At 56.7% G+C, this 26926-nt stretch carries 19 protein-coding genes; 10 read left to right on the top strand and 9 right to left on the bottom strand.

Annotated elements, in window-relative coordinates:
* Positions 1-113 precede the first annotated feature (113 nt).
* Positions 114-551: a GFA family protein gene (locus DV711_RS02975; RefSeq protein WP_114694154.1), complete on the top strand. Its 438-nt coding sequence runs from the start codon at positions 114-116 to the stop codon at positions 549-551.
* Here DV711_RS02975 and DV711_RS02980 read toward each other — a convergent pair.
* Genes DV711_RS02980 through DV711_RS02990 form a run of 3 tightly spaced genes read right to left on the bottom strand, consistent with a single transcriptional unit; the run spans position 548 to position 4022 of the window.
* Positions 548-1498 (bottom strand): hypothetical protein, encoded by a 951-nt coding sequence (locus tag DV711_RS02980; RefSeq protein WP_114694155.1) that lies wholly within the window; start codon positions 1496-1498, stop codon positions 548-550. The two genes, DV711_RS02975 and DV711_RS02980, sit on opposite strands and share 4 nt — an antisense overlap.
* Complete coding sequence (locus DV711_RS02985) at positions 1495-2061, bottom strand: sigma-70 family RNA polymerase sigma factor (RefSeq protein ID WP_114694156.1); 567 nt, start codon at positions 2059-2061, stop codon at positions 1495-1497. The genes DV711_RS02980 and DV711_RS02985 overlap by 4 nt, the downstream gene beginning before the upstream one ends.
* 11 nt (positions 2062-2072) lie before the next feature.
* Entirely contained in the window at positions 2073-4022 is a 1950-nt protein-coding gene (locus tag DV711_RS02990; protein WP_114694157.1) for a vWA domain-containing protein, read from the bottom strand.
* A gap of 189 nt (positions 4023-4211) precedes the next feature.
* Between DV711_RS02990 and DV711_RS02995 the strand changes: the two genes are divergently transcribed.
* Positions 4212-4430 carry a hypothetical protein gene (locus DV711_RS02995; RefSeq protein ID WP_114694158.1) on the top strand — a complete coding sequence of 73 codons (219 nt, stop codon included), beginning with the start codon at positions 4212-4214 and terminating at the stop codon, positions 4428-4430.
* A 223-nt stretch (positions 4431-4653) separates the two neighbouring features.
* Here DV711_RS02995 and metH read toward each other — a convergent pair whose 3' ends face one another.
* Positions 4654-8379, bottom strand: a complete 3726-nt coding sequence (gene metH / locus DV711_RS03000) for a methionine synthase (protein WP_114694159.1) — start codon at positions 8377-8379, stop codon at positions 4654-4656.
* Positions 8380-8626: 247 nt separating this feature from the next.
* Between metH and panP the strand changes: the two genes are divergently transcribed.
* The 4 genes from panP (at position 8627) to DV711_RS03020 (ending at position 15225) form a co-directional block, all read left to right on the top strand.
* A complete protein-coding gene (gene panP / locus DV711_RS03005) occupies positions 8627-10291 on the top strand; it encodes a pyridoxal-dependent aspartate 1-decarboxylase PanP (protein ID WP_114694160.1) in 1665 nt (554 codons plus the stop codon).
* Between the two features lie 162 nt (positions 10292-10453).
* Positions 10454-11083 (top strand): uracil phosphoribosyltransferase, encoded by a 630-nt coding sequence (upp, locus tag DV711_RS03010; RefSeq protein ID WP_114694161.1) that lies wholly within the window; start codon positions 10454-10456, stop codon positions 11081-11083.
* Between the two features lie 73 nt (positions 11084-11156).
* Entirely contained in the window at positions 11157-12380 is a 1224-nt protein-coding gene (locus tag DV711_RS03015; protein ID WP_114694162.1) for a uracil-xanthine permease family protein, read from the top strand.
* Positions 12381-12987: 607 nt separating this feature from the next.
* The gene (locus DV711_RS03020) at positions 12988-15225 is read left to right on the top strand and encodes an NADP-dependent isocitrate dehydrogenase (RefSeq protein WP_114694163.1); all 2238 of its coding nucleotides are present in this window, start codon (positions 12988-12990) and stop codon (positions 15223-15225) included.
* A gap of 149 nt (positions 15226-15374) precedes the next feature.
* On the opposite strand, the gene speB is transcribed toward DV711_RS03020, so the two are convergent.
* Together speB and DV711_RS03030 are read right to left on the bottom strand one after the other, a co-directional pair.
* The gene (speB, locus tag DV711_RS03025) at positions 15375-16367 is read right to left on the bottom strand and encodes an agmatinase (protein WP_114694164.1); all 993 of its coding nucleotides are present in this window, start codon (positions 16365-16367) and stop codon (positions 15375-15377) included.
* Between the two features lie 108 nt (positions 16368-16475).
* Positions 16476-17396 (bottom strand): LysR family transcriptional regulator, encoded by a 921-nt coding sequence (locus tag DV711_RS03030; RefSeq protein WP_114694165.1) that lies wholly within the window; start codon positions 17394-17396, stop codon positions 16476-16478.
* Positions 17397-17592: 196 nt separating this feature from the next.
* Here DV711_RS03030 and DV711_RS03035 point away from each other — a divergent pair, with 196 nt between their 5' ends.
* Together DV711_RS03035 and DV711_RS03040 are read left to right on the top strand one after the other, a co-directional pair.
* The gene (locus tag DV711_RS03035) at positions 17593-18993 is read left to right on the top strand and encodes a sodium:solute symporter family transporter (RefSeq protein ID WP_114694166.1); all 1401 of its coding nucleotides are present in this window, start codon (positions 17593-17595) and stop codon (positions 18991-18993) included.
* Between the two features lie 504 nt (positions 18994-19497).
* Positions 19498-20580, top strand: a complete 1083-nt coding sequence (locus DV711_RS03040; protein WP_114694167.1) for an abortive infection system antitoxin AbiGi family protein — start codon at positions 19498-19500, stop codon at positions 20578-20580.
* A gap of 33 nt (positions 20581-20613) precedes the next feature.
* On the opposite strand, the gene DV711_RS03045 is transcribed toward DV711_RS03040, so the two are convergent.
* The 3 genes from DV711_RS03045 to DV711_RS03055 all read right to left on the bottom strand — a co-directional run bounded on the left by DV711_RS03045 (position 20614) and on the right by DV711_RS03055 (position 23118).
* Positions 20614-21327, bottom strand: a complete 714-nt coding sequence (locus tag DV711_RS03045) for a lysogenization protein HflD (protein ID WP_114694168.1) — start codon at positions 21325-21327, stop codon at positions 20614-20616.
* 70 nt (positions 21328-21397) lie between these two features.
* Positions 21398-22537, bottom strand: a complete 1140-nt coding sequence (mnmA, locus tag DV711_RS03050; protein WP_114694169.1) for a tRNA 2-thiouridine(34) synthase MnmA — start codon at positions 22535-22537, stop codon at positions 21398-21400.
* Between the two features lie 134 nt (positions 22538-22671).
* On the bottom strand, positions 22672-23118 hold the full coding sequence (locus DV711_RS03055) for an NUDIX hydrolase (RefSeq protein WP_114694898.1): 447 nt from the start codon (positions 23116-23118) through the stop codon (positions 22672-22674).
* A 258-nt stretch (positions 23119-23376) separates the two neighbouring features.
* Between DV711_RS03055 and moaE the strand changes: the two genes are divergently transcribed.
* Complete coding sequence (gene moaE / locus DV711_RS03060) at positions 23377-23862, top strand: molybdopterin synthase catalytic subunit MoaE (protein ID WP_243633716.1); 486 nt, start codon at positions 23377-23379, stop codon at positions 23860-23862.
* A gap of 130 nt (positions 23863-23992) precedes the next feature.
* Positions 23993-26908 carry an RNA polymerase-associated protein RapA gene (gene rapA / locus DV711_RS03065; RefSeq protein WP_114694170.1) on the top strand — a complete coding sequence of 972 codons (2916 nt, stop codon included), beginning with the start codon at positions 23993-23995 and terminating at the stop codon, positions 26906-26908.
* Positions 26909-26926 lie beyond the last annotated feature (18 nt).

Below are 26926 nucleotides of genomic sequence, written 5' to 3' on the forward strand. Positions count from 1 at the left end.
AGTTAAGTGGGAGGGCGCCGTTATTGGCTTTATTCCTTGTGGCTGACTATGGTGACAGAGGCGCAGGGCTGGCCTCGTATAGCGTAGCGATCAATAAGTAATGGAGAAGCATCATGGTGGATACTGTTAAAGCCGTCGGAAGCTGTCTTTGTGGTGCGGTCGGCGTGGAGGCCCAGCAGGCGGAAACTTCGATCAGCGGCTGTCATTGCAGCATGTGTCGTAACTGGAGTGGCGGTCCGTTATTAGCACTGGAATGTGGCACCGAGGTTGCCTTTGCCGGAGACGAGCATATCGCTACCTTCGCTTCCTCTGAATGGGCCGAGCGCGGGTTTTGCCGTGAGTGTGGGACCCACCTGTTCTACCGCCTCAAAGAATCAGGGCAGTATTTTTTACCGGTGGGACTGTTGGATACGCAGGCTGAATTCCAGTTGCGGTCGCAGATCTTCGTCGATGAAAAACCTCACTATTACAACTTTGCCGAAGTAACCAAGATGATGACCGGTGCCGAAGTGATTGCGCTCTATGCGCCGGACGGTTCCGACTCCGATTAGGGAGTCGATCCCGAATTAAGCAGAGCCTGAGCCCAGTCCGGCAATGGCTGTTGCGGATAGCGTTGGCGCCACTGTTTCAGCTGCGCCAGTGCGCCGGCTTGATCACCCTGTTGCAGCAGCTGTTGGATCCGTAACAGCCAGGCCTCCGGCGCTAGGGATTCAGCGGCGTCCGACAGCTCTGGCTCGGCTTGAAGCGCCGATGTGGAGCCCGGAGCGATCGCTTTTCGCTCCGCCATCGGTGCCGCAGGGGCCAGGGTGTCGGCCTGCCGTTTGAAGGTCTGCTGTCGCTGTCTGCTCTGCTGCTCGATCAGCTCTGCGTGTGGTTTTACCTGCTGCATCAGCGGGGCGGCGGTCGGACTTGTGTCTTGCCGCTGTTCAGCTCGTATCGGATCGGCCATGGTTGCCGGGGCCTGCATCGATTCGGCTGGATCGGCTGCCGTGCCTAGTTCAGCGGCCGCGTCAAACTCCGTGCGGGTCTGAGGCTCGGACTTCGCTCGAGGCTGCGATAGAGAACCGCTTTGCACTTCAACGGGGGCCTGTAGTGCCGGCGACGGCGCTTCAAGCTGTGGCTGTGGCTGCGTCAGCTGCTGCTGGTTGTCGAAGTAGAGTGTGGTGGACAGCACCACCACGGCGGCGCCGGCCAGGGGCACGGTAACCGAGCTCCGCCAGCGGCGGCGAGGGGCCGTCTTCGGCGTCGGTGTCGGCTGTTTGGGTCCCCTGGGATCGGAGGTCTGCGCAGATTGTAAGTGAGGCGCGCTGCCCAGCTCCCGTCTGGCGGCGGCCAGGATAGCGTTGTCGGTGGCCGGATCAATAGCCGAGTCGATAGCGCTAGCTTGCTCCGGGTCACCGTCCGCTGACTCGGTGTGGGTTCGGGCATAGAGTGACGACAGCGCGTCCAGATCATCATCCAGATCGTTGTCGTGAGAGGGTGGCTGTTGCTTGCTCATAACGCCTCCAACCCGGCTCTGAGTTTCTTTACTGCATAGCGCAACCGGCTTTTGATGGTGTCAAAACTGTCACCGGTTACCGCTGCGATCTCGCTGACGCTCAACCCCGCTTCCTCCTTCAGCAGAAAGGCTTCCCGCTGTGCTGTCGGCAGCGTTGCGATCAGCTGCAGCAGTCGATTCAGCTGTTGGTCGCGGCAGGCTTGGCGGGACGGTTCCAACTGTTCCGACTCTACCAGGCCATCGGTATCGAGCGTATCCGGGTCGGTTTGTTGATACGACGCCGGTAGGGTGCGGGACTGCTTGCGGTAGTGATCGACCAGCACGCTCCGGACCAGGGTCCACAGATAGGTGCGGAACAGGGCCTGCGGCTGATAACGCAGACGCGCACCGATCAGTCGCAGGAAGGCCTCCTGTAACAGTTCCTCGGCAACCTGGTCGCCGGCCTGACGACGATAGAAGCGCACTACAGCCGCTTTGTGGCGGCCGTAGAGGGCTTCGAAGGCCGCGTAATCGCCATCGCGATAGGCCTGCATTAGGGTTTCATCCGTGGTCTGGTTATCCATGGAAGCAGAGACTACCTCAAATCGGCACGCAGTGGTTGATCCAGATCGCTGGCCAGTCCCAGCAGGCGGACGAACTCGCCCCGGTAGCCGTAATGATCCTCCCCCAGAGCCTGACGGGCCAGTTGCTGACTTTGCTGGAAACTCCAATCTCGCATCGATTCGACCCCGCGAGCGTACTGGGCTGCACTCGCTACGGCGGCACTCCAACGCAGATTATCGCTCTCGGTACCGACCGCTTTAAGTCGATCGCGATAGATCGGCTGGCTGATCAGGGTGCTGCGGGACTGTCCGGGTAGCTTATAACGCAGCTTTAGATAAGCCAGCTCGTTGGCATGTTGGTCGGATTCTGTGCCGTATCCGTCGCCAGGTTGGTTCAGGGCCTGAGGCTGGCGGTAGCGCCGTTCCGGGCTGAGCTTATCGGCACTGTCGTGGGTGATGAGCTCGTAGAGCGCGGTGACCCGGTGTCCGGCACCAATATCACCGGCGTCCTTACGGTCGTCGTTGAATTCGTGATGCTCCAGATGGCGGGTTTCATAACCGAGCAAACGGTACTCGGACACCACTGCCGGGTTGAACTCGATCTGCGCTTTGACATCCTTGGCGATCGTCATCAGGGTGCCGCTCATGCCATCGACCAGATGCTTCTTGGCCTCAATGGCCGAGTCGATATAGGCGGCGGTACCGTTACCCGTCTCGGCTAGGGTGTTCATCAACTCATCGCGGATATTGCCCCGCCCCAGGGTCATCACCGACAGGGACACGCCGGATTCTCGCTCTTTCTCGATCAACCGCTTCAGCTCGTCGGTGCTGCGGGTGCCGACATTGAAATCGCCGTCGGATACCAGGATTACCCGTGAGATGGCGCCGTCGGTGTGATGTTGTTTGGCGGTGTTGTAGGCCAGTCGGATACCGGCACCACCGGCGGTCGATCCACCGGCACGCAACCGATCCAGGGCCGCAATGATTTTGGTTTTGTCAGCCCCGTCGGTAGGCTCCAGTACTAATCCGGCAGCACCGGCATAAACGGTGATCGCGACCCGATCCTGAGGACGTAACTGGCGGGTCAGCATCTTCAGCGCGTTGACCGCCAGCGGCAGCTTGTTGGGAGCATGCATAGAGCCGGACACATCGATCAGGTAGGTCAGGTTCAAGGGAGGTAGATCGGCCTTGTCGACCTCGTAGCCCTGCAAACCGATCGACAGCAACATCCGGTCTTGATCCCAGGGTGCGCGGGCTAGCTCGGTGGTAACACTGAAGGGCTGTTGTTTGGTTTCAGGGCGTGGATAGTCATAGTCGAAGTAGTTCAGCCACTCTTCGGTGCGAACCGACTCGGGCCGGGGCAGTACTCCGCTGTTCAGGCTCTGGCGCGCCAGCGAGTAACTGGCGGTATCTACATCGACGCCGAAGGTGCTGAGCGGATCGACCGCGGTGCTCTTGATCGGGTTGTCGCGGAATTCGGCATAACGCTCAGAATCGGCTTCGATCGGGTAGGGTGCGATAATCGGTAGCGGCGCCGGGGACGAATGCAGCGCATCGGCTGTGGCAATCTTACCCATCGTTGCCCGTGGCATAGCTTGAGGCAACGACTGCGCCAGCGCTGGTTGTGGGCCGGCCTGCAGCGACTCGGCTTCAAGCCGGGGCTGGGCAATAGCTTGCTGGTTGTACGATTGCTCCCGAAGTTCGCGCTTTCGTTCCAGCCGAGGTTGAGGCTGAGCGATCACGGGGAGGGCGGGTTGTACTTCGGCCGCCTTGTCAGCAGTCTGATGGCTGCCGGACGGTTGCGCAGCTTGCGCTTGGCGTTGGGGCTGGTCCGGCTCAACTGATACCGCAGTTTGATCTTGCCGGTCTCCGGCGCAACCGCTGAGCAATACCAGACTGATAGTCAGGGCTAGCGGGGTTAGCTTGAAGTCGTGGTTTGAGGTCTCGGTTAGGCTATTCGCTTGATGATGAAAACTGTACATAGGAGCATCTCCTCGGTGGGTTTGCTCTTATAAACGTCGACTTAGGGGAAAAGGGTTTAACCGATCTTAATTTTTTCGTTAGCTGTTAACGGTGGTTAGAATATTAGGGCCAACAATAGCTGCTATAAGCCAAAGCGGGCTGCGGTTCAGATGGTTGTGATGTAGAAACGAGTGTTTGGGAGATTTTAGATGGTGCTGTTTTTCCCGGTCCAGCAAGAGCTTGATTGCATTAGTGATAGTGGCCGTATTCTCGGGAAGATAAAGTTTGATCTTGCTAAAGGTGAGTACCTGTTTTGTCCAGATAATGAATCAGTGGTGTTATCAGACAAAGAGCAATCCAGCATTGCCGAGAAGTTGGTTAGTCTGGAATTAGGTAAGTCTTCAATTCCTATGCAAGATGATGATTGACTCAGGGATAGCGAAATATCCCTGATGAAAGCAGTTCGTTAGCTTGTAGAGGCCGCAATCGAGGGCCTAACCCTTAGGGGCTTCAACGAACTGGCTCCTAGTAAGAAACTGCGCCAATCCAATCCCCGCCACCAGCGCGGGAAATCTGACGGTTACTTCAGTCCACGCAACGACCCGAACAGGAGTTCGAATCGGTGCGCGGGTCTTCCTTTAGCGTTAGTGCTTAGCTGTCGTCCGGCTCGTAACCCAGGTTCGACGCCAGCCAGCGCTCCATCTCTTTCTGCTCCATGCCCTTACGCTTGGCGTAATCTTCCACCTGGTCCTCGGCAATTTTGGCAACCGCGAAGTAGCGGCTGTCCGGGTGGCTGAAGTACCAGCCGCTGACGGCCGCGGTGGGCGTCATCGCGAAGTGTTCGGTCAGGCTGATGCCGGTGTTGGCTTCGGCGTCGAGCAGCTCCCACATCAGCGCTTTCTCGGTGTGATCGGGGCAAGCGGGATAGCCGGCAGCCGGTCGAATACCGGGATAGCTTTCTTGGATCAGTTCATCGTTGCTGAAGCTCTCGTCGCTGTTGTAGCCCCAGAACTCTTTCCGAACGCGCTCATGCATCCGTTCCGCGAAGGCTTCGGCCAGGCGATCGGCCAACACTTTCACCATGATGGCGTTGTAATCGTCGTGCTCGGCTTCGTATTCGGCGACCAGCTCATCGACACCAATACCCGCCGTTACTGCAAAGGCGCCGATATAGTCGGCCTTGCCGCTGTTTTCGGGGGCGACAAAGTCACTCAGGCAGTTGTTGAAGCGGCCCTGCGGTTGCTGAGTCTGCTGACGTAGGTGATGCAGCGTGGTGAGTCGTTCATTCCGATTTTCATCGGTGAAGAGGGCGATATCATCGTCGTTGACCTGATTGGCCGGGAATAGCCCAATCACGGCTCGGGCTTTGATCAGCTTGCCGTCGATCAGCTTTTTCATCATCGCCTGGGCATCGGCAAACAGTTTGCGTGCTTCTTCCCCCAGCTTTTCATCATCGAGGACCTGCGGATAGCGCTTTTTCAGCTCCCAGGCGTGGAAGAAGAAGGTCCAGTCGATGTAATCCAGCAGTTCGTTGAGGTCATAGTCGTCAAATACCTGAACTCCGAGCTGTTTGGGGACGGGAGGCTGATAGTTGTCCCAGTCCAGTTGCAGCTTGTTGGCGCGGGCCTTGTCCAGGTTGACCCGGCGGGCGTCCTTGGATTTGGCGTAATGGCGCTCGCGAGCCTCGGCGTACTCCTGGCGAATCTCGGCGACGTAGCCTTCACGCTGGGTTTCGCTCAGCAGCGCACTGGCGACACCGACACTTCGGGAGGCGTTGTGGACGTAGACCGTGGGCGAGCTGTAGGCCGGCTCGATCTTGACCGCGGTGTGCATTTTGGAGGTGGTGGCGCCACCGATCATCAGCGGAATCTGGTGGCCCTGACGTTCCAGCTCCTTGGCTACATGGACCATCTCGTCCAGGGACGGGGTGATCAGACCGGACAGACCGATCAGGTCGGCGTTCTCTTTGATGGCGGTCTGGATGATCTTCTCGGCCGGGACCATCACGCCCAGGTCGACAATCTCGAAGTTATTACACTGCAGTACCACACCGACGATATTCTTGCCGATATCATGGACGTCGCCCTTGACGGTGGCCATGATCACCTTGCCGTTGGAGCTGGCAGCGGATCCGGCCTTCTCCTCTTCGATATAGGGCATCAGGTAGGCGACCGCTTTTTTCATCACACGGGCCGACTTCACCACCTGGGGCAGGAACATCTTGCCGGCGCCGAACAGGTCGCCGACCACGCTCATACCGTCCATCAATGGTCCTTCGATCACCTGCAGCGGCCGTTCGTGGGCCTGGCGGGCTTCTTCGGTATCCTCGTCGATAAACTCGGTGATGCCTTTGACCAGCGCGTGCTCGAGCCGCTTGTTGACCGGCCAGCTGCGCCATTCCTGTACCGCTTTGGTGTCTTCCTGTCCGCCGACGGCATTGTAATCGCCGGCGATATCCAGCAGCGCTTCGGTGGCGTCTTTATCCCCCTCGACGGCGCGGTTAAGGATCACATCTTCGACCCGCTCGCGCAGCTCGGTGGGGATATCCTCGTAGATCGCCAACTGACCGGCGTTGACGATGCCCATATCCATGCCGGCCTTGATGGCGTGATACAGGAACACCGCATGGATCGCTTCACGGACCGGGTTGTTACCACGGAACGAGAACGACACGTTGGAGACACCGCCGGAGACCATCGCGTGGGGCAGGGTCTGCTTGATGGTACGGGTCGCCTCGATAAAGTCGACCGCATAGTTGTTGTGCTCGTCGATACCGGTGGCGACCGCAAAGATATTGGGGTCGAAGATGATATCTTCGGCCGGGAAGCCGACTTTGTTGACCAGAACCTCGTAAGAGCGTTGGCAGATCTCAACCTTGCGATCCAGGGTGTCGGCTTGACCGGTCTCGTCGAACGCCATCACCACCACGGCGAAGCCGTAGCGCTTGATCAGCTTGGCCTGCTCGATAAATTTCTCTTCACCTTCCTTGAGGCTAATCGAGTTGACGATACCCTTGCCCTGGATGCACTTCAGGCCGGCCTCGAGGATCTCCCACTTAGAGGAGTCGACCATCACCGGTACCTTGGCGATCTCCGGTTCGCCGGCGATTAGGTTGAGGAAGCGAACCATCGCCGCCTCGGAATCGAGCATCCCTTCGTCCATGTTGATGTCGATCACCTGGGCGCCGTTTTCAACCTGTTCGCGGCAGATATCCAGCGCGGTCTCGTAGTCCTGCTCTTTGATCAGACGCTTGAACTTGGCCGAGCCGGTGACGTTGGCGCGCTCGCCGACGTTGACGAACAGGGTGTCGGCGCCGATGTTGAACGGCTCTAGGCCGGACAGCCGACACTGGACGTCGATCTGCGGCAGCGGACGGGGCGGGTATTGACGAACGGCGTCACCGATCGCCTTGATATGCTCAGGCGTGGTGCCACAGCATCCACCGACGATGTTCAGCAGGCCGCTGCTGGCCCATTCACCGATCTCTTCGGCCATCTGCTCCGGTGTTTCGTCGTAACCACCGAAAGCATTCGGCAGGCCAGCGTTGGGGTGGGCCGAGACAAAACCGTTGGAGATACGGGAAAGCTCTTGAAGATAGGGGCGTAACTCATTGGGTCCCAAGGCACAATTCAAACCGACAGATAGCGGCTGGGCGTGGCGAATCGAGTTCCAGAACGCCTCGGTGGTTTGGCCGGAAAGGGTACGACCGGAAGCATCGGTGATAGTACCGGAGATCATTACCGGCAGGCGCTTATCGCCAATCAGTCCGTTGTCGTCAAAGTACTTTTCGATCGCGTAGATCGCCGCCTTGGCGTTGAGGGTATCGAAGATGGTTTCGATCAGCAGCAGGTCCGAGCCGCCTTTGACCAGACCGTCGATCGCTTCCAGATAGGCCTCGACCAGTTCGTCGAAGCGCACGTTGCGGGCGGCCGGGTCGTTAACGTCCGGGGAGATGGACGCGGTGCGGTTGGTCGGGCCGAGGACTCCGGCTACATAGCGGGGCTGATCCGGTGTCAACGCGCTGTACTTATCCGCTGCGGCGCGGGCCAGCTTGGCCGCTTCCAGATTGATCTCGTGGGTCAGCGACTCCATGTCGTAGTCGGCCATCGCGATCGAGGTGGCGTTGAAGGTGTTGGTTTCGAGGATATCGGCGCCAGCTTCCAGGTAGGCTTCGTGGACCTCTTGAATAATGGTCGGCGCCGTCAGTACCAGCAGGTCGTTGTTACCCTTGACGTCGCAGTGCCAGTCGGCGAACCGCTGCCCCCGGTAGTCGGCTTCTTCCAACTTGTATTGTTGGATCATGGTGCCCATACCGCCGTCGAGAACCAGAATACGTTGCTGGAGGCTTTGCTGGAGTGAGTTGAGGATTTCGGTCACTTCTTGATCCTTTTATTCATTAGCGTTTGGTACGGGCGTAGCGGTGCCGGAGCCTAAAAACCGTGCATTGTACTTGGAATAATCGGCTAAGAGGCTGAATTTGCTTCAATTGGTGATGAAAAAAATGAGGTTTGCCATTTTTCGGTGGGCTTTTGTTGCGTTGCATTAAAAGTTTGGCTTTGAAATACTCGCGGGCCGGTTAAAAAATGGCCGACGAGTCGGCAGCGATAGGTGGTAGGAGGTTTTTATGGCGTCACAGGGTCACAGCAGCGATAAAAGTGTGCGGACCAGCCTGGATAACCTGTTGCGGATCTTCACCGTGCCCGAGGCGCCAGAGTCGACCCTAGGGCGGCTCGATCAATCGATTTCACAGAATATGGCCGGCTTTCTGCAGCAGCATATCGTGGCCGAAGAGATCGATCTGGCCGAGATCGAACAGGATTTCACCGACACCGAAATCCCCGAGTCGGCCCTGCTGGTGTCCGAGCAGACCGACTTTCTGCTCGATAAGGTGGTCGCCCAGTCGGTGCATACGTCGTCGCCGAGCTTTATCGGTCATATGACCTCGGCGCTGCCGTATTTCATGATTCCGTTGTCCAAGATCATGATTGCGCTGAACCAAAATCTGGTAAAAACCGAGACCTCCAAGGCCTTTACTCCGCTGGAGCGTCAGGTGCTGGGAATGCTCCACCGGCTGGTTTACAGCAATGATGAAGCCTTCTATCAGCGTTGGCTACACGATGCCCATCAGCATCTGGGCGCGTTTTGCTCCGGCGGCACCATTGCCAACATCACCGCGCTCTGGGCCGCGCGCAATCGTGCCTTCGGCCCGGATGGCGAGTTTCGCGGCATCGCCGAAGAGGGCGTCTACGCCGCATTCAAGCACTATGGCTGTGAAGGTGGGGCGGTGCTGGTTTCCGAGCGCGGTCATTATTCATTAAGCAAGGCGGCCGATGTGTTGGGATTGGGGCGCGCCGGTTTGGTGGCGGTCGAGACCGATGACCTGAACCGGATTCGTCCCGAAGCGCTGCGGGCCAAGATCGCCGAATTAACAGAGCAGGGGATTCATCCGTTTGGCTTGGTGGGCATTGCCGGCACCACCGAAACCGGTCATATCGATCCGCTCGACACCCTGGCTGATATCGCCGAAGAGCACCAGCTGCATTTCCATGTCGATGGTGCCTGGGGCGGGCCGACCCTATTCTCCGAAAAGTATCGTGGTCGCCTGGCCGGTATCGAGCGGGCCGACTCGGTGACGATCGATGCCCATAAGCAGCTCTATGTGCCGATGGGGGTGGGGCTGGTGTTGTTCAAAGATCCCGCCGCGCTCAACAGCATCGAGCACCACGCCCAGTACATCATCCGTCAGGGCTCGAAGGATCTGGGTAGCAATACGCTGGAAGGCTCGCGCCCGGGGATGGCGATGCTGGTCCACTCGGCGTTGAAGATCATCGGTCGGCGCGGTTATCAGCTGCTGATCGATCAGGGGATCGAAAAAGCCGCGGCGTTTGCCCGGATGATCGACGCTCACCCGGAATTCGAGCTGATCACCGAGCCGGAGCTGAATATTTTGACCTACCGCTGGTGCCCACCGGTCGCCCAAACGCTGCTGGAGGGTGCCGATTCTGCCCAAGCAGCTGAACAAAGAACCGAACTTAACGAGCTGCTCAACCGATCAACCCGCTATCTGCAGAAGACTCAACGTGAACACGGGCGGGCGTTTGTGTCCCGCACCCGGCTGACACCGAAACGCTATGACGGCCAGCCGATCGTGGTGTTCCGGGTGGTGCTGGCGAACCCGTTGACCACCGAAGAGGTGCTGCGTGAGATCCTGATCGAGCAGGTCGAGATCGCCAAGGATGCGGCGCTGATGCCGGTTCGTCAGCAGATCGAGCAACTTTGTCTGCGCTGATCTTGATAGCCTTGTATTTGTGTAGCTGATCCAGCTCAGTTTTATCGGTTGAATGCCCGACGAAAGTCTTATCCTGCCGTTGATAATCCTTTACAATTCGGCGCAATTTATCTGCGCCAAGCGTTTCTGTCTTGGCGCTGCAGCCACAGGTAGGGGAGTCAGATGGCGGTCCACGAGATCAAACATCCGCTGGTACAGCATAAAATCGGCCTGATGCGTAAGCATGGGGTCAGCACCAAACATTTCCGCGAACTCTGCAGCGAGATCGGCAACCTGCTGACCTACGAGGCCACGCGTGAACTGGAAACTGAACTGGTTGAGATCACCAGCTGGACCGGCGACCCGCTGATGGTCGAGAACATTAAGGGTAAGAAGATCACCGTGGTACCGATTCTGCGTGCCGGTCTGGGGATGCTCGACGGCGTGCTGCAGTTGGTACCGAGCGCCAAGGTCAGCGTGGTTGGCCTGTACCGCGACGAAGAGACGCTGGAAGCCGTCCCTTACTTCGAGAAACTGGTCAGCGATATCGATGAGCGTACCGCACTGATCATCGATCCGATGCTGGCTACCGGCGGCACTCTGATCGCCACCATCGATATGCTGAAGAAAGCCGGCTGTCAGTCGATCAAAGGCCTGTTCCTGGTCGCCTCCCCGGAAGGGATCGCCAAGCTGGAAGAAGCCCATCCGGATATCGATATCTATACCGCCTCGGTTGATGAGCGCCTGAACGAGCAGGGCTACATCCTGCCGGGTCTGGGCGATGCTGGCGACAAGATCTTCGGTACCAAGTAAGCCCTACCACTCTAACCCTGAATCGGAGCGGTCAGCTGCCGCTCCGGCCTTTAAGCTGTAGCTGGAGCCCTCTATGTCTACCTCTCTTCATCCGAGCGTTCTAGGCGCTCAGATGCTGTTCGTCGCCTTCGGCGCGTTGGTGCTGGTGCCGATCCTGACCGGTCTGGATCCGAACGTGGCGCTGTTTACCGCCGGTTTGGGTACGCTGGTTTTCCAGATCGTGACCAAGCGCTCGGTGCCGATCTTCCTGGCTTCCTCGTTCGCCTTTATCCCGGCCATCATGCACGGTGTGGCGACCTGGGGCATTGCCGGCACCATGTCCGGTCTGATCGCTGCCGGTGTGTTCTACATGATCCTGAGCGCCATCGTGGCGGTACGCGGCAGTGGCTTCCTGCACCGTTTGCTGCCGCCGGTGGTTGTGGGTCCGGTCATCACCGTGATCGGCCTGAGCCTGGCGCCGGTTGGCGTTAACATGGCGCTGGGTAAAACCGGCGACGGTGCGGTTCAACTGGTCGATGGCGATGTCGCGCTGATGCTGTCGATGCTGACACTGTTGGTCACCGTGCTGGTGTCGGTGTTGGCCAAAGGGATGCTGCGTCTGGTGCCGATTCTGGCTGGTCTGATCGTGGGCTACCTGCTGTCCATCGCTTTCGGCATCGTTAACTTCGACGCGGTAGGTCAGGCAGCCTGGTTCGCGGTACCGAACTTTGTGGCACCGGAATTCAGCCTGGAAGCGATCCTGTTTATTCTGCCGATCGCCATTGCGCCGGCGGTTGAGCATATCGGCGACATGGTGGCGATCAGTAACGTAGCCGGTAAAGACTATCTGGAGAAGCCGGGTCTGAAACGCACCCTGCTGGGCGATGGTCTGGCAACCAGTGCTGCCGGTATGCTGGGCGGTCCGCCCAACACCACTTACTCCGAAGTGACCGGCGCCGTGGCCCTGACCAAGGCCTTTAACCCGGTAATCATGACCTGGGCGGCGGTGTTCGCGATTCTGTTGTCGTTCTCCGGCAAGACCGGTGCGCTGCTTGGCACCATCCCGGTTCCGGTGATGGGCGGCATTATGACACTGCTGTTCGGCGCCATCGCGGCGATCGGTCTGAATACGCTGGTGAAAGAGGGCAAGGACCTGTCCGAGCCGCGCAACCTGGTGATCGTGTCGCTGACCCTGGTATTCGGTATCGGCGGGATGCAGATTGGCCTGGGCGAGTTCACGCTGAAGGGAATTGCGCTGTCTGCAATTCTGGCCATCGTATTGAACCTGGTGCTACCGCAGCCGCGTCACGACCACTAAGCTTTGCTAGCGCTCCTTTCTCGGAGCGCTGATAACGGCGATCGTTAATCCCATCGGGAGCGATCGCCGTTTTCTTTCTGCTGTCTTCCTTTCCAATCTCTGCCGATCCGTCAGAACTGAGCCGACTCCTGTTCGGTGGTGCCTGTGCCGGTAGAAGCCTCTGTGACATATGCGACCTAAGTTGTGGGTCCGGTCTGTTTAGATCGTCTATAACTAGTAGCTGACCTTGTCAGATAGGGGTCATTAGTACCATCTGAAGTCTGTAATTGTTGTAGCGCAACTACAGCATTCATCTGTGGAATTCAGATGGTCTATTTTCGCTATTGGTATCGTGAATGTGTCGAGGTGGGCAGGTCTTTATAACTCGCTGTTTTATATTGGTTATTACTGCTCGTCTCGTATGAATTCTTTATCTTTAATTGCTTGTAGTTTGGTGCAGATAGTCTATTGGTCGAAATGACCAACGCTTTTTGACATTTATGCCTATGTGCGACTACCAAAGTGCAATACAATACCGGCGCGATATTACAAGGCCAGCTGTTGCGAGAGCGGCTCTACGTTGCCCGCGACGGTTGTATGGCTACAAGCCGGAAACTACGGGGGTACTATGACAACGAATAATCAAACTATTTACTACACGCTGACCGATGAGGCTCCTTCGCTGGCGACTTGCTCGCTGCTGCCGATCGTTCGCACCTTTACTGCTGCTGCAGGCATCAATGTCAAGATCACCGACATTTCCCTGGCGGGCCGTATCCTGGCCAACTTCCCCGATTTCCTGACCGAAGAACAGCAGGTTAAAGACGGTCTGGCATTCCTGGGCGAGCTGACTCAAGACCCCAATGCCAATATCATCAAGCTGCCGAACATCTCTGCATCTGTTCCTCAGCTGACCGCCTGTATCGCCGAGCTGCAAGGCCAGGGCTACAAGCTGCCTGATTTCCCACAGGACCCTCAAAACGACGAAGAGAAAGCGATCAACGAGCGCTACTCCAAGATCCTGGGTTCTGCCGTAAACCCGGTTCTGCGTGAAGGTAACTCTGACCGTCGTGCGCCTAAGGCCGTTAAGAACTTTGCCCGTAAGTTCCCCCACTCCATGGGCAAGTGGAGCATGGCCTCCCGCACCCACGCCGATTACATGCGTGGCGGCGACTTCTACTCCAAAGAGCAGTCTTTCACCATGCCGACCGAAGGTGACGTACGAATCGAGTTCGTTGACGCCGATGGCAAGGTCACTCTGAAGAAAAAGCTTCATCTTGAAGCCGGCGAGATCATGGACAGCATGTGCATGAGCGTCAAAGCACTGCGTGAGTTCCTGGAAGCTACCATGAACGACGCCAAAGAAGACGGCGTACTCTGGTCTCTGCACGTTAAAGCCACCATGATGAAGGTCTCGCACCCGATCGTGTTCGGTCATGCGGTAACCGTTTACTACAAAGAAGTGTTCGAGAAGTGGGGCGAGCTGTTCGACAAGCTGGGCGTTAACCCGAAGAACGGCCTGATCGACGTCTACGACAAAGTAGAGACTCTGCCGCGCTCCAAGCGTGAAGAGATCCACCGCGACATCCTGGCCACCTACGAGCACCGTCCGCACATGGCGATGGTTGACTCCTACAAAGGCATCACCAACCTGCACGTCCCGAGCGATGTGATCGTCGATGCGTCCATGCCGGCAATGATCCGTAATGGCGGTAAGATGTGGGGTGGTGACGGTAAGCCGGCCGACTGTAAGGCGGTTATGCCGGAATCCACTTACGCCAAGATCTACCAGGAGATGATCAACTTCTGTAAGACCAATGGCGCCTTCGATCCGACCACCATGGGTACCGTCCCGAACGTGGGTCTGATGGCGAAGAAAGCCGAAGAGTACGGTTCACACGACAAGACCTACGAGCTGGAAGAAGCTGGCACCATGCGGGTGGTAGACAGCAAGGGCAACGTCCTGATGTCTCACGACGTCGAAGAGGGTGACATCTGGCGTGCCTGTCAAACCAAGGATGAGCCGGTACGTGACTGGGTCAAGCTGGCCGTTACCCGTGCCCGTCAGTCTGATACCCCGGCGATCTTCTGGCTGGACCGTAACCGTCCGCACGATATCGAACTGATCAAGAAGGTTAACTGCTACCTGCAGGAGCACGATCTTGAAGGTCTGGACATCCGTATCAACACCTATGAAGAGGCGATCCGTCGCTCCATGGAGCGTATGCTGCGCGGTCGTGACACCATCTCCGTCACCGGTAACGTGCTGCGTGACTACCTGACCGACCTGTTCCCGATCATGGAGCTGGGTACTTCGGCCAAGATGCTGTCCATCGTACCGATGCTCAAGGGCGGCGGTATGTACGAGACCGGTGCCGGCGGTTCTGCACCGAAGCACGTACAGCAGGTTATCGAAGAGAACCACCTGCGTTGGGACTCGCTGGGTGAATTCCTGGCACTGGCCGTGTCTCTGGAAGACATGGGTATCAAGCAGGACAACAAGCGCGCTGCGGTACTGGCCAATTGCCTGGACGCTGCGACCGAGAAACTGCTGGACAACAACAAGTCACCGTCCCGTAAGGTCGGCGAGCTGGACAACCGTGGTAGCCACTTCTACCTGGGTATGTACTGGGCTCAGGAAGTTGCGGCTCAGACCGAAGATCCGGAACTGGCAGCAGACCTGGCTGACTTCGCCAAGGCGTTGACCGAAAACGAAGAAAAGATTATCGGTGAGCTGAGCGATGATCAGGGTCACCCGGTTAAAGAGGTTGAGTTCGGTTACTACCATGCCAAGCGTGACGTCATCAAAGACATCATGCGTCCGAGTAAGACACTGAACGCTATCCTGGCCGACGCTAACAGCTAAGTCCGGACTCTGTTCCATCAAAGCCCAGGTCGGTAACGGCCTGGGCTTTTTTATGCCTTTCGTAAATTGCCGGCCAAAAAAAAGCCGCTCTAAGAGCGGCTAAAGGTTACTATCCGGGCAACTGATAGAACGGTGATTTGGGTAGCGGCTCAGCGCTTTCGTTGAGCCACTTTTTCGCTTAACAGGCAGAGCATCTCCCACATCAGCGTCGCACCGACCAGGGCGGTGTTGCCGCTGGGGTCAAACGGCGGAGAAACCTCTACCAGGTCGGCACCAACCAGATTCAATCCGCGCAAGCCGCGAATGATGCTTTGGGCTTCTATGGTGGTGAGGCCGCCGATTTCCGGGGTGCCGGTTCCGGGGGCGTAGACCGGGTCGAGGCAGTCGATATCAAAACTGATATAGCTGGCTTGATCGCCGACTACTGCGCGGGCCGTCTCGATCACCTTGTCGACTCCCATCTCGTTAAACTCCTCGATTCGGATGACCCGAATGCCTTGCTCAAGACCCCAGTTGTCGTCGTTCTCGCTGTAGAGACCGCCGCGAATACCGATCTGGACCACCCGCTTGGGGTCGAGCACGCCTTCCTCGATAGCGCGTCGGAACGGGGTGCCGTGGGTATACTTGCAGCCACCGAAATAGCGATCCCAGGTGTCGGTGTGGGCGTCGAAGTGGACCATCCCCATGGGACCGTGCTTGTCGGCCAGCGCGCGAAGGATGGGGAGGCTGACCAGATGGTCGCCGCCGGCTGCCAGTGGCACGATGTTGCGTTGGGTTAGCTTGGTAACGAACGCTTCGATCAGATCCAGTGTCTGCTCAATTTGTAATGGGTTGACCGGTGCGTCGCCCAGATCGGCGCAGTTGGCCAGTTCGAACGGGCTTAGCTTCAGCACCGGGTGAACCTTGCGCATCATGGCTGACGCGTCTCGTACCTGGCGCGGACCGTGGCGTGCGCCGGCACGATTGGTGGTGCCACCGTCCCAGGGAATCCCATACAGGCCGATCTCTGTTCCGTCACACGCGTCCGGTGCGTAGTGGGGCAGCCGCATAAAGGTTGCGATGCCGGCATATCGTGGAATCGTTTCAGACGGCAGGGGGTTGAAGCTGAGAGGGCTCTGTTCGTTGTTCTCCCATTGGCTCATATGTCATCACCTTATCGTTGTTTTGAGAGCGAATGAGGTGACTATAGGAGTCTAAAAATGTTTCTTAAATGCAGGCTTTGTAAGGCTCAGATGTCAATTATGGAAACATTAGCGCTCAGGTTGACCGCACAGCGCTTCCAAGAACGCGGTTCTTAACAGGTTGGGCTGGGCATCCTTTCGGGTAATGACTTTGAACGGGACTTGATAGTTAAGGCTGTCCGGCAGGACAGGGCGGATCTGACCGCTGCTGGCCCATTGCGCGGCATAATGCTCGGGCAGGAAGCCGATATATTGACCGCTGAGAATCAGCGTCGCGATCCCTTCGACCTGATATGAGGTTGCCGAACCTTTAAGCTCGGGGAAATGTTCTTTCAGCAGAATCACATGGGCGTATCCCGGAACGATGAAGTCGTACTCGGTCAGCAGCTTCATGTTGATTTGCGAATCGGGCATTGAAAATAGTGGGTGATTGGCGCCGCAGTAGAGTTTTGACGTCTCCTGGTGCAGATCCTGATAGTTAAGGCCGGGCAGTTGATGGTGATAGGGTGCGACGCCGAGATTGGCCCTGCCTTCGATCACGGCCCGCTCGACCTCGTTGGGGGCCGCCACCTGTAGGTTGATGGTCACCTCGGGTTCGCGCTGATGAAATTCCCCCAATACTTTCACGATCACTGAATTGGTATCGGTAATCATATTATCGGTCAGGCTCAGCACCAGCTCGCCAACCAGCCGGCTGTGGGCTTGATTGACGTTCGAGCGGAACTTCTCCAGATCGATCAACAGCTCCTGGGTGGCGTCGTACACCAGGCGACCATGTTCGGTCAGCTGAAACCCCGAGCGTCCGCGCTGGCATAACCGCATGCCCAGGCGGGTTTCGAGGTCTGCCATCTGTCGGCTGATGGCCGATCGACCGATGTTCAATTCGACTTCCGCCGCCGAAAAGCCGCCGCACTCAACGACGGTTTTGAACACGCGTAATAGCTTCAGGTCGGGATCGGCGAGTTGTCCGGTTAGCGGTTGGCGTTTCATTGGGCACACCTGCTTTGTTGTTGTTTTTGTGAATGAGTGGTTTGGGCAGATTAGCATCAAAGTTTCCAGATAAAGAAACTTTGAATAGAAAAAACTGCATTTAACGAAACATAAAACCCATTTAACAATGAGAACTGCCCGGCTGAGGGGGTTCTCAGTTCAGAGGCTGCTCAACAAAAACAATTAGGAGCTACTTATGAATATCGACGTCATCATCGTATTGGCGTACATGGCGCTGATGATCCTGTGCGGATTCATCAGCATGAAACGCGCTAGTGGAAGTACTTCGGAATATCTGGTGGCAGGGCGCAGCTTGCCGTTCTGGGTGTTTTTCCCCTGCATGGCCGCCGTGATCCTGGGGGGAGGCTCGACCTTCGGGTCCGCCTCCAAAGCTTATCAGGCGGGGCTTTCGGGAGCCTGGCCGACGCTGATGTTTGGGCTGGGAATCGTGGCGATCGGCCTGTTCCTTGCTCGAAAGATCACTCGGTTGAAGGTCTACACCCTTAGCGAGATGCTGGAGCGCCGCTATGCCCACGGTACCCGCTACGTTAGTGCCGTGATCAGCGCGTTTTACACCGTGATGATCGCCGTGGTGCAGATCGTTGCATTGGGTACGGTGCTGAAGGCCTTGCTGGGTTGGGACCTAAATACCGCGATCGTTATCGGAGGTCTGATCACGATGGTTTATACCATGCTGGGTGGGATGATCGCGATTACAGTCACGGATGTGATTCAGTTCGTGTTGATGACGATCGGCATCCTGATTCTGATGCCCGCAGGTATCGAGAAGGTCGGTGGCTGGAACGAGTTAGTGGCGCAGGTGCCGCCCGAGTTTTTCACCATGACCAACATCAGCGGTGATCGGATGCTGGCGTACGTTCTACTGCTGTTTCTGGGGATCATGATCGGTCAGGAGATCTGGCAGCGGATGTTTACCGCTAAAAGCGAGGAGGTGGCCCAAAAAGGAGCCCTGGCAGCAGGGGCATTCTCGATCTTCTGGGGCCTGTCGATGGGGCTGTGCGGAATCCTTGCCTACGTGCTGGTGCCGGGGTTGGCTAATAGCTCCGAGGCGCTACCTCAGCTGGTTCTCGAGGTGCTCCCCGTTGGACTGAGCGGGCTAGTGCTCGCAGCATTGATTTCGGCATTGATGTCGACCGTGGATTCCACCGTGCTCGGAGCCGCCACGTTGATCTCCAATGACATCCTGCGGCCTGTTTTCAAACTCGATGATAAGCAGGAGATGCAGGTTTCCCGCTATGCAACCGGTGTCATCAGCCTGGTGGTGATCGCGCTGGGTGTTTGGGTCGGTGATGTATGGACCGCTCTGGACAGCGCCTATGCCTATCTCTCCGGCTGTATCTTTGTCCCCGTCATGGCGGCGTTCTTCTGGAAGCGGGCGAACTGGCAGGGTGCCATGTCATCGATCATCATCAGTGCCCTGGTGGTGAGCGTGACGATCTACTTTACTGGCGTATCGGCACTCGAGCCCATCATGTATGGCATGCTGTCAGGCGTAGTCAGCCTGGTGCTGGTGAGTTTGCTGACCGGTAGCTCCGTGGAGGATGAAAGCGGGCTGTCGCTTAACGATGCTGGCTGAATAAGTCGGATATAAAGGTGATGCAATATTCGCCTGAGGGGGCATCCTTTCAGGCGATTTGTTTTATGCGTTTATATCCTTTCTTATGCGTTGTCCCTAGTCTGTGATGATAGCTAGTGATAGGTATCTCAAGTTGTTAATAGCAGATGAAGATAAGCTGATCAGTAAGCCGGGTAATCATCAGATAAGTAGCGCTATTTTTTCGGCTGAGTCAATCTTGCACTCATCAAAGACATTATGCTTCTTAGATACTGGGCGCGATGCAACAGCTTAGTCTGAAGCTTTTCTACTAAAGACTGGGTCGGAAGCGACCTAGGCCTGTTTGTGTCTCATTTAAAGGCGATTGTTTGCTGAGCTGATGTATCGGTGAAATTAGGGTAGAGCTCTTCTTATCAGGGAGTATGGGAGGGTATCGCTCAATGTTTGTGGCTCTATGGTGGGGTTGTCAGGTAAGTTAATAACCTTAAAATTAATGAAGGATCTATAGATTACAAGGAGATAGTTATGGCGTTACCACCTCCTAATAGTGGTGCTTATTGGAAGGAGTACGAAATTAATACGCCTACGTATCGTTTGAGCCCTTTGGAAAAACCGGATATGTCTCCTTATTTGGTTCACCTGACGGGCAAAAATGAAATCTTAGGTATTCTTTCTGAAAAGGATGGTTGTTCAGGTCTTATTAAATCTTGTGTTCCCAAGGATTCGAAGAGTGATTGGTATAAAGAAAAGGTTGTTTGTTTTACCGAATCACCACTTTTTGCAATAGATGCTTTTCGATATCTAAGATTTGCAAGATGGCAATCTGACCATAGATTTGGAATTGGATTTTCTAAGGATAGACTTGTTTCCAGTGGTGTTAGGCCTGTTCTATATATGGACAATTCAAGGGTTGCTCAGCTTAAAAAGCTTCTCGATATGTTGCCACAGAATCCTCAGCATGGAGTCAAACTTAATTCCAAAAAGTTGCTAGGGATGATAATGCCTTTGATGAATGTGATGATGGAAAATCATCCGAAGCAAGGTTTTATGTGGGAAAGAGAGTGGAGGTGTTGCGACAGGGATGGCTTTGAGTTTTCTTATGATGATATTGAAATAATCTGCTGTCCGAAAGAAGAGCAAGAAGCAATTGCTAAGGTTTTAGGCGATAAAGCTAACGATATTTTTTTTGTTCAGTCATGGGATCAGTACGATGAGGTGACAGAGTTTCTTGCAAGTCGAAAAGCGGGTTGGGAAGACAAAGTTAAAATAAAAGATGAAAAACTGGACCGACTGTCTACTTTAAAAATCCAACTGTCTCAAGAATTAAATAAGGCATCTGCATATAGATCTTATATTGAGAAGCTTCAAGGAGAGCTTGATGCATTATCTGAATATCAAGAATCTCTTTCTTCCCAAATTGGTAAGATAGAGACCGAAATACGTAGCCAAAAAGCTAGGATAGTTATAGAGGATAGTTGTGTAGGATGTGGTGTTGGGTTTGATGAAGAGACAGGTAAACACCTCTGGAATGATGATGACCAGTATAAAGATTATCTTTGCGGCTACTGTCACTATCAAGCTGTGATAAGGCCTATGGAAGAAGATTAGTTAAAAAAAGCGACGGATTAGAAATCCATCGTCTTAGTGGCTAACCCCTGAATGCAGAATCCGCTTGGCTGCTTTACCGACCCGGGAGCGGTAGAACAACAGCTGCCAGCGGCGGCCACCAACCTGGCGCCATAGGATGGCAGCGCGAATGCCGGCCAGCAGCAGGGCGCGGATCTTGTCGGCGTTGTCGTTGTTCTTCAGGTTGCGGGGTTCGCCGGTGACCTGAATCCGAAAGCTGAAGGTGCTGATGGTTTCTTGGTAAAGCTGGGCGATATTGCTGATCACCGGCCCGCGGGCGTAATTCAGCTCCTGCGGATCCTGAACGACCGCTTCGCTGCCGGAACTGTTGCCATCACCGGCGCTGTCCTGGGAATCGTAATACATCGCCTGGTGGCCGATCTGGTCCAGGCGCTGGCCGATCTGGTCGAGCATTTGCGGCTGCTTCTGCAGGCGACTCTCGAGATGGAGCATGCCCATGGCGTAACGGGTGATGTCGCGGTTTACGCTGGCGCGGTTGTCGGCCAGATCCTGAGCCAGTTTCAGGCCTGCCTGCAGGTTGAAGGGCAGGTCACGAACACCGCCATAGACGTCTTCGGTGGCCTGTGGTGAGGTGACGAAGATGCTGTTGATGCTGGCTTCGAAGCTGTTTTGCGGAATCATGCCCCGCTTGGCGATCTGGTCGACCAGGCTGGCAGCTTGGAATACACCGGCTAGGGCAATGGCTTGTTCGTTATGGCTTCGAGACATAAGTGCGCTTCTGTATCAGGTTACTGGCTAACGGATCTATTTTGCATCGGGTGAATTTCGATCAGCCGGATTAATCGGCGGTTGTTTCGATCACACCGCCGCCGAGGCAAATATCCTCTGCGTAGAATACCACCGACTGCCCGGGTGTCACGGCGCGCTGGGGCTGATCGAAACGAACGTCGTAGCCGCCTTGCTCGTTTCTGAAGATTTCGCAGGCTTGATCGTCCTGACGATAGCGGGTCTTGGCGGTACAGCGGAACGGGAGTTCCGGTCCTTGCCCATCAACCCAGTCGATCTGGCTGGCGCTCAGAGAACCGCTGAACAGCAGCGGGTGTTGGCCGCCCTGTACCGCGACCAGGACATTGCGCTCCAGGTCTTTACCGGCAACAAACCAGGGATCGTCAGAAAAACCACTCAGGCCACCGATCCCCAAACCTTGGCGTTGGCCGATGGTGTGGTACATCAGCCCTTGATGGCGTCCGATTTCGACCCCTTTGTCGGTTTCGATCACACCGGGTTGGGCCGGCAGGTATTGCTGCAGGAAGTCACGGAATCGACGTTCGCCGATAAAGCAGATACCGGTACTGTCCTTCTTATTGTGAGTCACCAGGTCGTGCTGTTCGGCAAGCTTACGTACCTCGGGCTTCTCCAGCTCGCCCACCGGGAACAGGGTTTGGGCGATCTCGGCCTCACCCACGGCGTGGAGGAAGTAGCTCTGATCTTTGTTGCCGTCCAAGCCGCGCAACAGCTGGCAGCGGCCGTCTTCGGTATCGCGACGACGGACATAGTGACCGGTGGCGATATAGTCGGCACCCAGGTGCTTGGCGTAGTCGAGGAAGGCTTTGAACTTGATCTCTTTGTTGCAGAGGATGTCCGGATTCGGGGTACGGCCCGCCTTGTATTCGCTCAGAAAATGCTCGAACACGTTGTCCCAGTATTCGGCGGCAAAGTTGGCGGTGTGCAGCTTGATGCCGAGTTTGTCGGAGACGGCCTGAGCATCGGCCAGATCATCCATCGCGGTGCAGTATTCGGTGCCGTCATCTTCGTCCCAGTTCTTCATGAACAGCCCTTCGACCTGGTAGCCCTGCTGCAGCAGCAGAAGGGCAGAGACCGAGGAGTCAACACCGCCGGACATGCCGACGATCACTTTGGCGTCAGAGGCGGGCTTGTGGCTGGACTGATTGGGTGAAGATGCAACAGCGGCAGTCATGTAACGGGATACCTGAGTGGGCAAAACGGGTATTGTACCGAGCCCCCAGCCTGGGTGGTAGGGGCTGTCGTTTAAGCGAGGACTAGGATGGCTTTGACGAACGACAGAGGAGTGAGACCGTTGTGGGCGAATCGTTAGTCGAGTTCGACCAGTAGCTCTAGCGGATAACGGGTTCCTGCCAGATAGTCTTCAATGCCCTGAAGGACCATCGGGCTGCGCAGGCGATGGGCCTGCTCGCGGATCTCTTCCAGCGTCAGCCAGTGGGTATCGAGGATGCAGGGGTCGAGTTCCAGTTCCGGACGATGCCGGGTCGGCTTGGCGGCAAAGCAGAACCGATGGTAGCAAGTCTGGTTATGGGCGGAGGTGAAGGTATAGAAACCCAGCAGCGCGTCGATCTCGACTTCCCAGCCGGTTTCTTCGAGCGCTTCACGTCGTGCTCCGTCAACAATACGCTCGCCCTGTTCCAGGTGGCCGGCGGGTTGGTTCAGTACGGTTTGACCGTTGGAGCGCTCTTCGACCAGCAAGAAACGTCCCGCATCTTCAATGACACAAGCAACCGTGGCATGGGGCGTCCAGCGCATCATAATCAATCCTCAAGGTAACACACGGATCCGTCCATTCGATCCGTTGAAAAGACAGGTACAGAGCAATCGCGGGCGCTACGTTAACCTCTTCATGCCCAGGGGTCAAAGTTAGATAAGAATCATTACGCTTGGTGTTGGTTGGCTATTTGAGCGCCGTCACTCAACAGTGACCCACAGAGTTGTTAGAATGCGGTTTTACAAGCGCTTGTCAGGTTTGTGACCTGCGACCATTACCTGTAGTGAAGGAAGTTAGCCTTGACCCGTTCCAGCCCGGTAGATCCCAAAACCCATATTCAGGTCCAGACCCAGAGCTTTGACGTCGGGACGGAGTTTGACCGGCTTCGGGATGAAAACGGATCGGTAGGGGCGGTGGTGTTCTTTACCGGTTTGGTTCGCGATCTGGCGGATGATCCGCTGCAGGAGATGGTGCTTGAGCATTATCCGGGTATGACCGAACGCTGTCTGGCCGATATCGTCGAGCAGGCGAGGCAGCGCTGGCCGTTGCTGCATGTCAGCCTGATCCATCGGGTCGGAGCGCTCAAACCCAACGATCTGATCGTCTACGTCGGCGTCAGCAGCGCCCACCGCGAAGCGGCTTTTGCGGCCTGCGAATTCATCATGGACTACCTTAAGAAAGACGCGCCTTTCTGGAAAAAGGAGCGTAGCGAGTCGCGGGAGCACTGGGTCGAACAAAAAGACAGTGATCTGCAGGCCGCTAAGCGCTGGGACAAGCCCGATTGATCTTTCAGGGGCGGCCCCGGCACTGTGAATGCCGGAAGCTCGCTCCACCAATCATCGCGTAAACAGACGTTCTTCCTCCCCCTGCTGTGCACGGGGAAGGCTTATACCGTATTAACAAGAGGAAACTTTGATGGCGCAGGCAGTATTTGTGCCCGGACAACGTTGGATCAGCCACGGCGAGTCGGAGCTGGGCCTGGGACTGGTAACCGAAACCACGGGACGGCAGGTCGAGCTGTTTTTTCCAGCGGCCGAAGCCCATCGCACCTATGCCACCCAGGATGCGCCCCTGAGCCGCTATCAGCTGGAGCCGGGGGCGACCCTGACCTGCAATGCCGGTATCCAGCACCAGGTGGTATCGGTTGAGCACTATGATGGGCTGCTGCGTTACCAGGTCGGTAGTAATGGTTCCGACGATAACCCCGAGTGGATCGATGAGCTTGAGCTAGATCCTTTTGTCGAGTTGAACCGGCCGCAGGATCGATTCTTCGCCGCCCAGATCGACAGTCCCAAAGCGTTTGAGTTGCGCCGTCAGGCGCGAAAACTACAGCACCGGCTCCACAGTAGCGAAAGCTACGGCTTGCTTGGCCCGCGGGTGCAGCTGCTTCCCCACCAGTTCTATATCGCCTCCCAGGTTGCTCGCCGGCACTCCCCTCGGGTACTGCTGGCCGATGAGGTAGGGCTGGGTAAGACCATCGAAGCCGGTCTGATCATCCATCAGCAGATCATCAGCGGTCGTTCCGAGCGGGTGATGGTGGTGGTGCCGGATTCGCTGGTGCACCAGTGGCTGGTTGAGATGCTGCGGCGTTTCAACCTGTTCTTCCGGATCATGAACCGGGAGCAGTACCAGGCGCTGACCGAGGTCGATACCGGATCCGGTTTGGATGTTGACGATCTGCCGCTAGAGATCGAAGAGCCGGGCAACCCGTTCGAGAGCGCCCAGCTGTTTATCTGTCCGCAGTCGTTACTGACCGATCTGCCCGGCTACTTCGATGCGGCGCTGGCGTGCAGCTGGGACCTGCTGGTGGTCGATGAAGCCCACCATCTGCAGTGGAGTGAACAGCAGGTCAGCCCTGAGTATCAGTGCATCGAGCAGCTGGCGGCCAAATCGTCCGGTTTGTTGCTGCTAACCGCGACCCCGGAACAGCTGGGTCTTGAGGGGCATTTTGCCCGCTTGCGCTTGATCGACCGGAGTCGCTATTTCGACCTGAATCAATTCCGTGAGCAGGAGAGCCAATACCAGCCGCTGCGCGAGCTGATCGAACAACTGCTCGAGTGCGATGACCTGTTGACCCAGATCCGCGACGAGGCCTGTAAAGACCGGCTGTTGGGACTGTTGGATCCGGCCAAGTATCAATCGCTGCTGCAACAGTTAGAGCAGGGTACAGAGGTTGAGGCCTGTCGTACCGAACTGGTCGATCTGCTGCTGGATCAACACGGCACTGGTCGGGTGCTGTTCCGAAATACCCGCGATCAGGTACAGGGATTCCCGGGCCGGGCCCTACAACCCCATCTGCTGGACTCGCCCTTTACCGAGCAGCAGTCGGCTGAAACGGAGCTGGCTCAACAGTTACGACCGGAGCTGATGCTGGGCGAGGATTGGTGTCAGCTCGACCCGCGGGTCGAATGGCTCAAAGGCTGGCTGGAGCAGCACAAAGAGGAGAAGGTGCTGCTGATCTGTGCCGAGCGCGAGACAGCTCAACAACTGGAAGACTATCTGCGTCTGCGGGTCGGTATCCGTAGCGCGGTATTCCACGAGCAGCTCAGCCTGGTCAATCGTGACCGCGCCGCCGCCTATTTCGCCGAGCCGGAAGAAGGCGCCCAGCTGCTGGTCTGCTCTGAGATCGGCAGCGAAGGCCGAAACTTCCAGTTCGCCAGCCATCTGATCATGTTCGATCTGCCGCTGAACCCGGATCTGGTCGAACAGCGGATCGGCCGGCTGGACCGTATCGGTCAGCGCAGTCAGGTGCAGATCCATCTTCCGCTCTATCGTCACAGCCCGGCTCACCACCTGATGCGCTGGTTGCACGAAGGCCTGGATGCATTCCTGAGTCCTTGCCCGTTCGGACAGCTGTTGCTGGAGCAGCAGCAAGCCACGCTGGAAGACTGTCTGCTGGAGCAGAACGAGCAGGACTTCGATGACTTTATCGAACAAACCCGTGCCCAGGCGGATCAGTTGCGCCAGCAACAGCAGCAGGGACGGGATCGGTTGTTGGAACTGAACTCCTGTCGCCCCCAGCAGGCACAGCAGGTGATCGATCAGCTGCAGCAGGACGCCGACGAGCAGGCACTGAGAAAACTGTTGGAACGCAGCTTCGATTACTTCGGGGTCGAGCTGCAGCCGGACACCACCCACAGTGTGTTGGTGCGTCCTGGCGATCATATGCGCTGCGGCAACTTCCCGGGCTTGCCGGAGCAGGGGCTGCATGGCACCTTCGATCGGCAGCAGGCGCTTGAGCGCGAAGATATGGCCTACCTGAGCTGGGAGCACCCAGTGGCTCGGGGTGCGCTGGAACTGGTTTGTGAGAGCGATACCGGCAATACCGCCATTGCGACGCTAAAACTGCCCGGCATCAAAGCCGGCAGCCTGTTGCTCGAATGTCTGTTTGTGCTGGATTGTCAGGCGCCCCGCTCACTGCAGTTGGCCCGCTACCTGCCCAGTGGAGGTTACCGGGTTCTGCTGACCGCCGAAGGGCGTGAGTGCGCCAACCTGCTGTCCGAAGAGCAGCTGGCGAAACTGGCGAAAAAGCTTCCCAAGCAAGCGGCCAAGAATATGGTCAAGCCGCTGCGCGAGCCGCTGACCGCGCTGCTCAAACAGGCCGAGAGTCTGGCAGAGGCGCAGCTGCCGGGAATGATCGAGCAGGCCCAGCAGCAGATGCTGGCGCTACAGCAACCACGTCTGGAACGGCTGCAGATGCTGGCAAAAGTCAATCCGGCGATTAGAGACGAAGAGATCGCGATGCAGCAACAGCAGATCGATCAGCTGCAGCAGGCGCTGGAGCGCAGCATGCTCAAACTCGACGGTATTCAGGTGCTGATCACCACCTGATTAGCACCAAACGAGAAA

The sequence above is a fragment of the Motiliproteus coralliicola genome (assembly GCF_003345655.1).
Classification (GTDB): Bacteria; Pseudomonadota; Gammaproteobacteria; order Pseudomonadales; family Balneatricaceae; genus Motiliproteus; species Motiliproteus coralliicola.

Bases quoted from the DNA above. Each gene is read 5' to 3' on its own strand.
- DV711_RS02975 (WP_114694154.1), top strand. From the start codon at position 114: ATGGTGGATACTGTTAAAGCCGTCGGAAGCTGTCTTTGTGGTGCGGTC.
- DV711_RS02980 (WP_114694155.1), bottom strand. From the start codon at position 1,498: ATGAGCAAGCAACAGCCACCCTCTCACGACAACGATCTGGATGATGAT.
- DV711_RS02985 (WP_114694156.1), bottom strand. From the start codon at position 2,061: ATGGATAACCAGACCACGGATGAAACCCTAATGCAGGCCTATCGCGAT.
- DV711_RS02990 (WP_114694157.1), bottom strand. From the start codon at position 4,022: ATGTACAGTTTTCATCATCAAGCGAATAGCCTAACCGAGACCTCAAAC.
- DV711_RS02995 (WP_114694158.1), top strand. From the start codon at position 4,212: ATGGTGCTGTTTTTCCCGGTCCAGCAAGAGCTTGATTGCATTAGTGAT.
- panP (WP_114694160.1), top strand. From the start codon at position 8,627: ATGGCGTCACAGGGTCACAGCAGCGATAAAAGTGTGCGGACCAGCCTG.
- upp (WP_114694161.1), top strand. From the start codon at position 10,454: ATGGCGGTCCACGAGATCAAACATCCGCTGGTACAGCATAAAATCGGC.
- DV711_RS03015 (WP_114694162.1), top strand. From the start codon at position 11,157: ATGTCTACCTCTCTTCATCCGAGCGTTCTAGGCGCTCAGATGCTGTTC.
- DV711_RS03020 (WP_114694163.1), top strand. From the start codon at position 12,988: ATGACAACGAATAATCAAACTATTTACTACACGCTGACCGATGAGGCT.
- speB (WP_114694164.1), bottom strand. From the start codon at position 16,367: ATGAGCCAATGGGAGAACAACGAACAGAGCCCTCTCAGCTTCAACCCC.
- DV711_RS03030 (WP_114694165.1), bottom strand. From the start codon at position 17,396: ATGAAACGCCAACCGCTAACCGGACAACTCGCCGATCCCGACCTGAAG.
- DV711_RS03035 (WP_114694166.1), top strand. From the start codon at position 17,593: ATGAATATCGACGTCATCATCGTATTGGCGTACATGGCGCTGATGATC.
- DV711_RS03040 (WP_114694167.1), top strand. From the start codon at position 19,498: ATGGCGTTACCACCTCCTAATAGTGGTGCTTATTGGAAGGAGTACGAA.
- DV711_RS03045 (WP_114694168.1), bottom strand. From the start codon at position 21,327: ATGTCTCGAAGCCATAACGAACAAGCCATTGCCCTAGCCGGTGTATTC.
- mnmA (WP_114694169.1), bottom strand. From the start codon at position 22,537: ATGACTGCCGCTGTTGCATCTTCACCCAATCAGTCCAGCCACAAGCCC.
- DV711_RS03055 (WP_114694898.1), bottom strand. From the start codon at position 23,118: ATGCGCTGGACGCCCCATGCCACGGTTGCTTGTGTCATTGAAGATGCG.
- rapA (WP_114694170.1), top strand. From the start codon at position 23,993: ATGGCGCAGGCAGTATTTGTGCCCGGACAACGTTGGATCAGCCACGGC.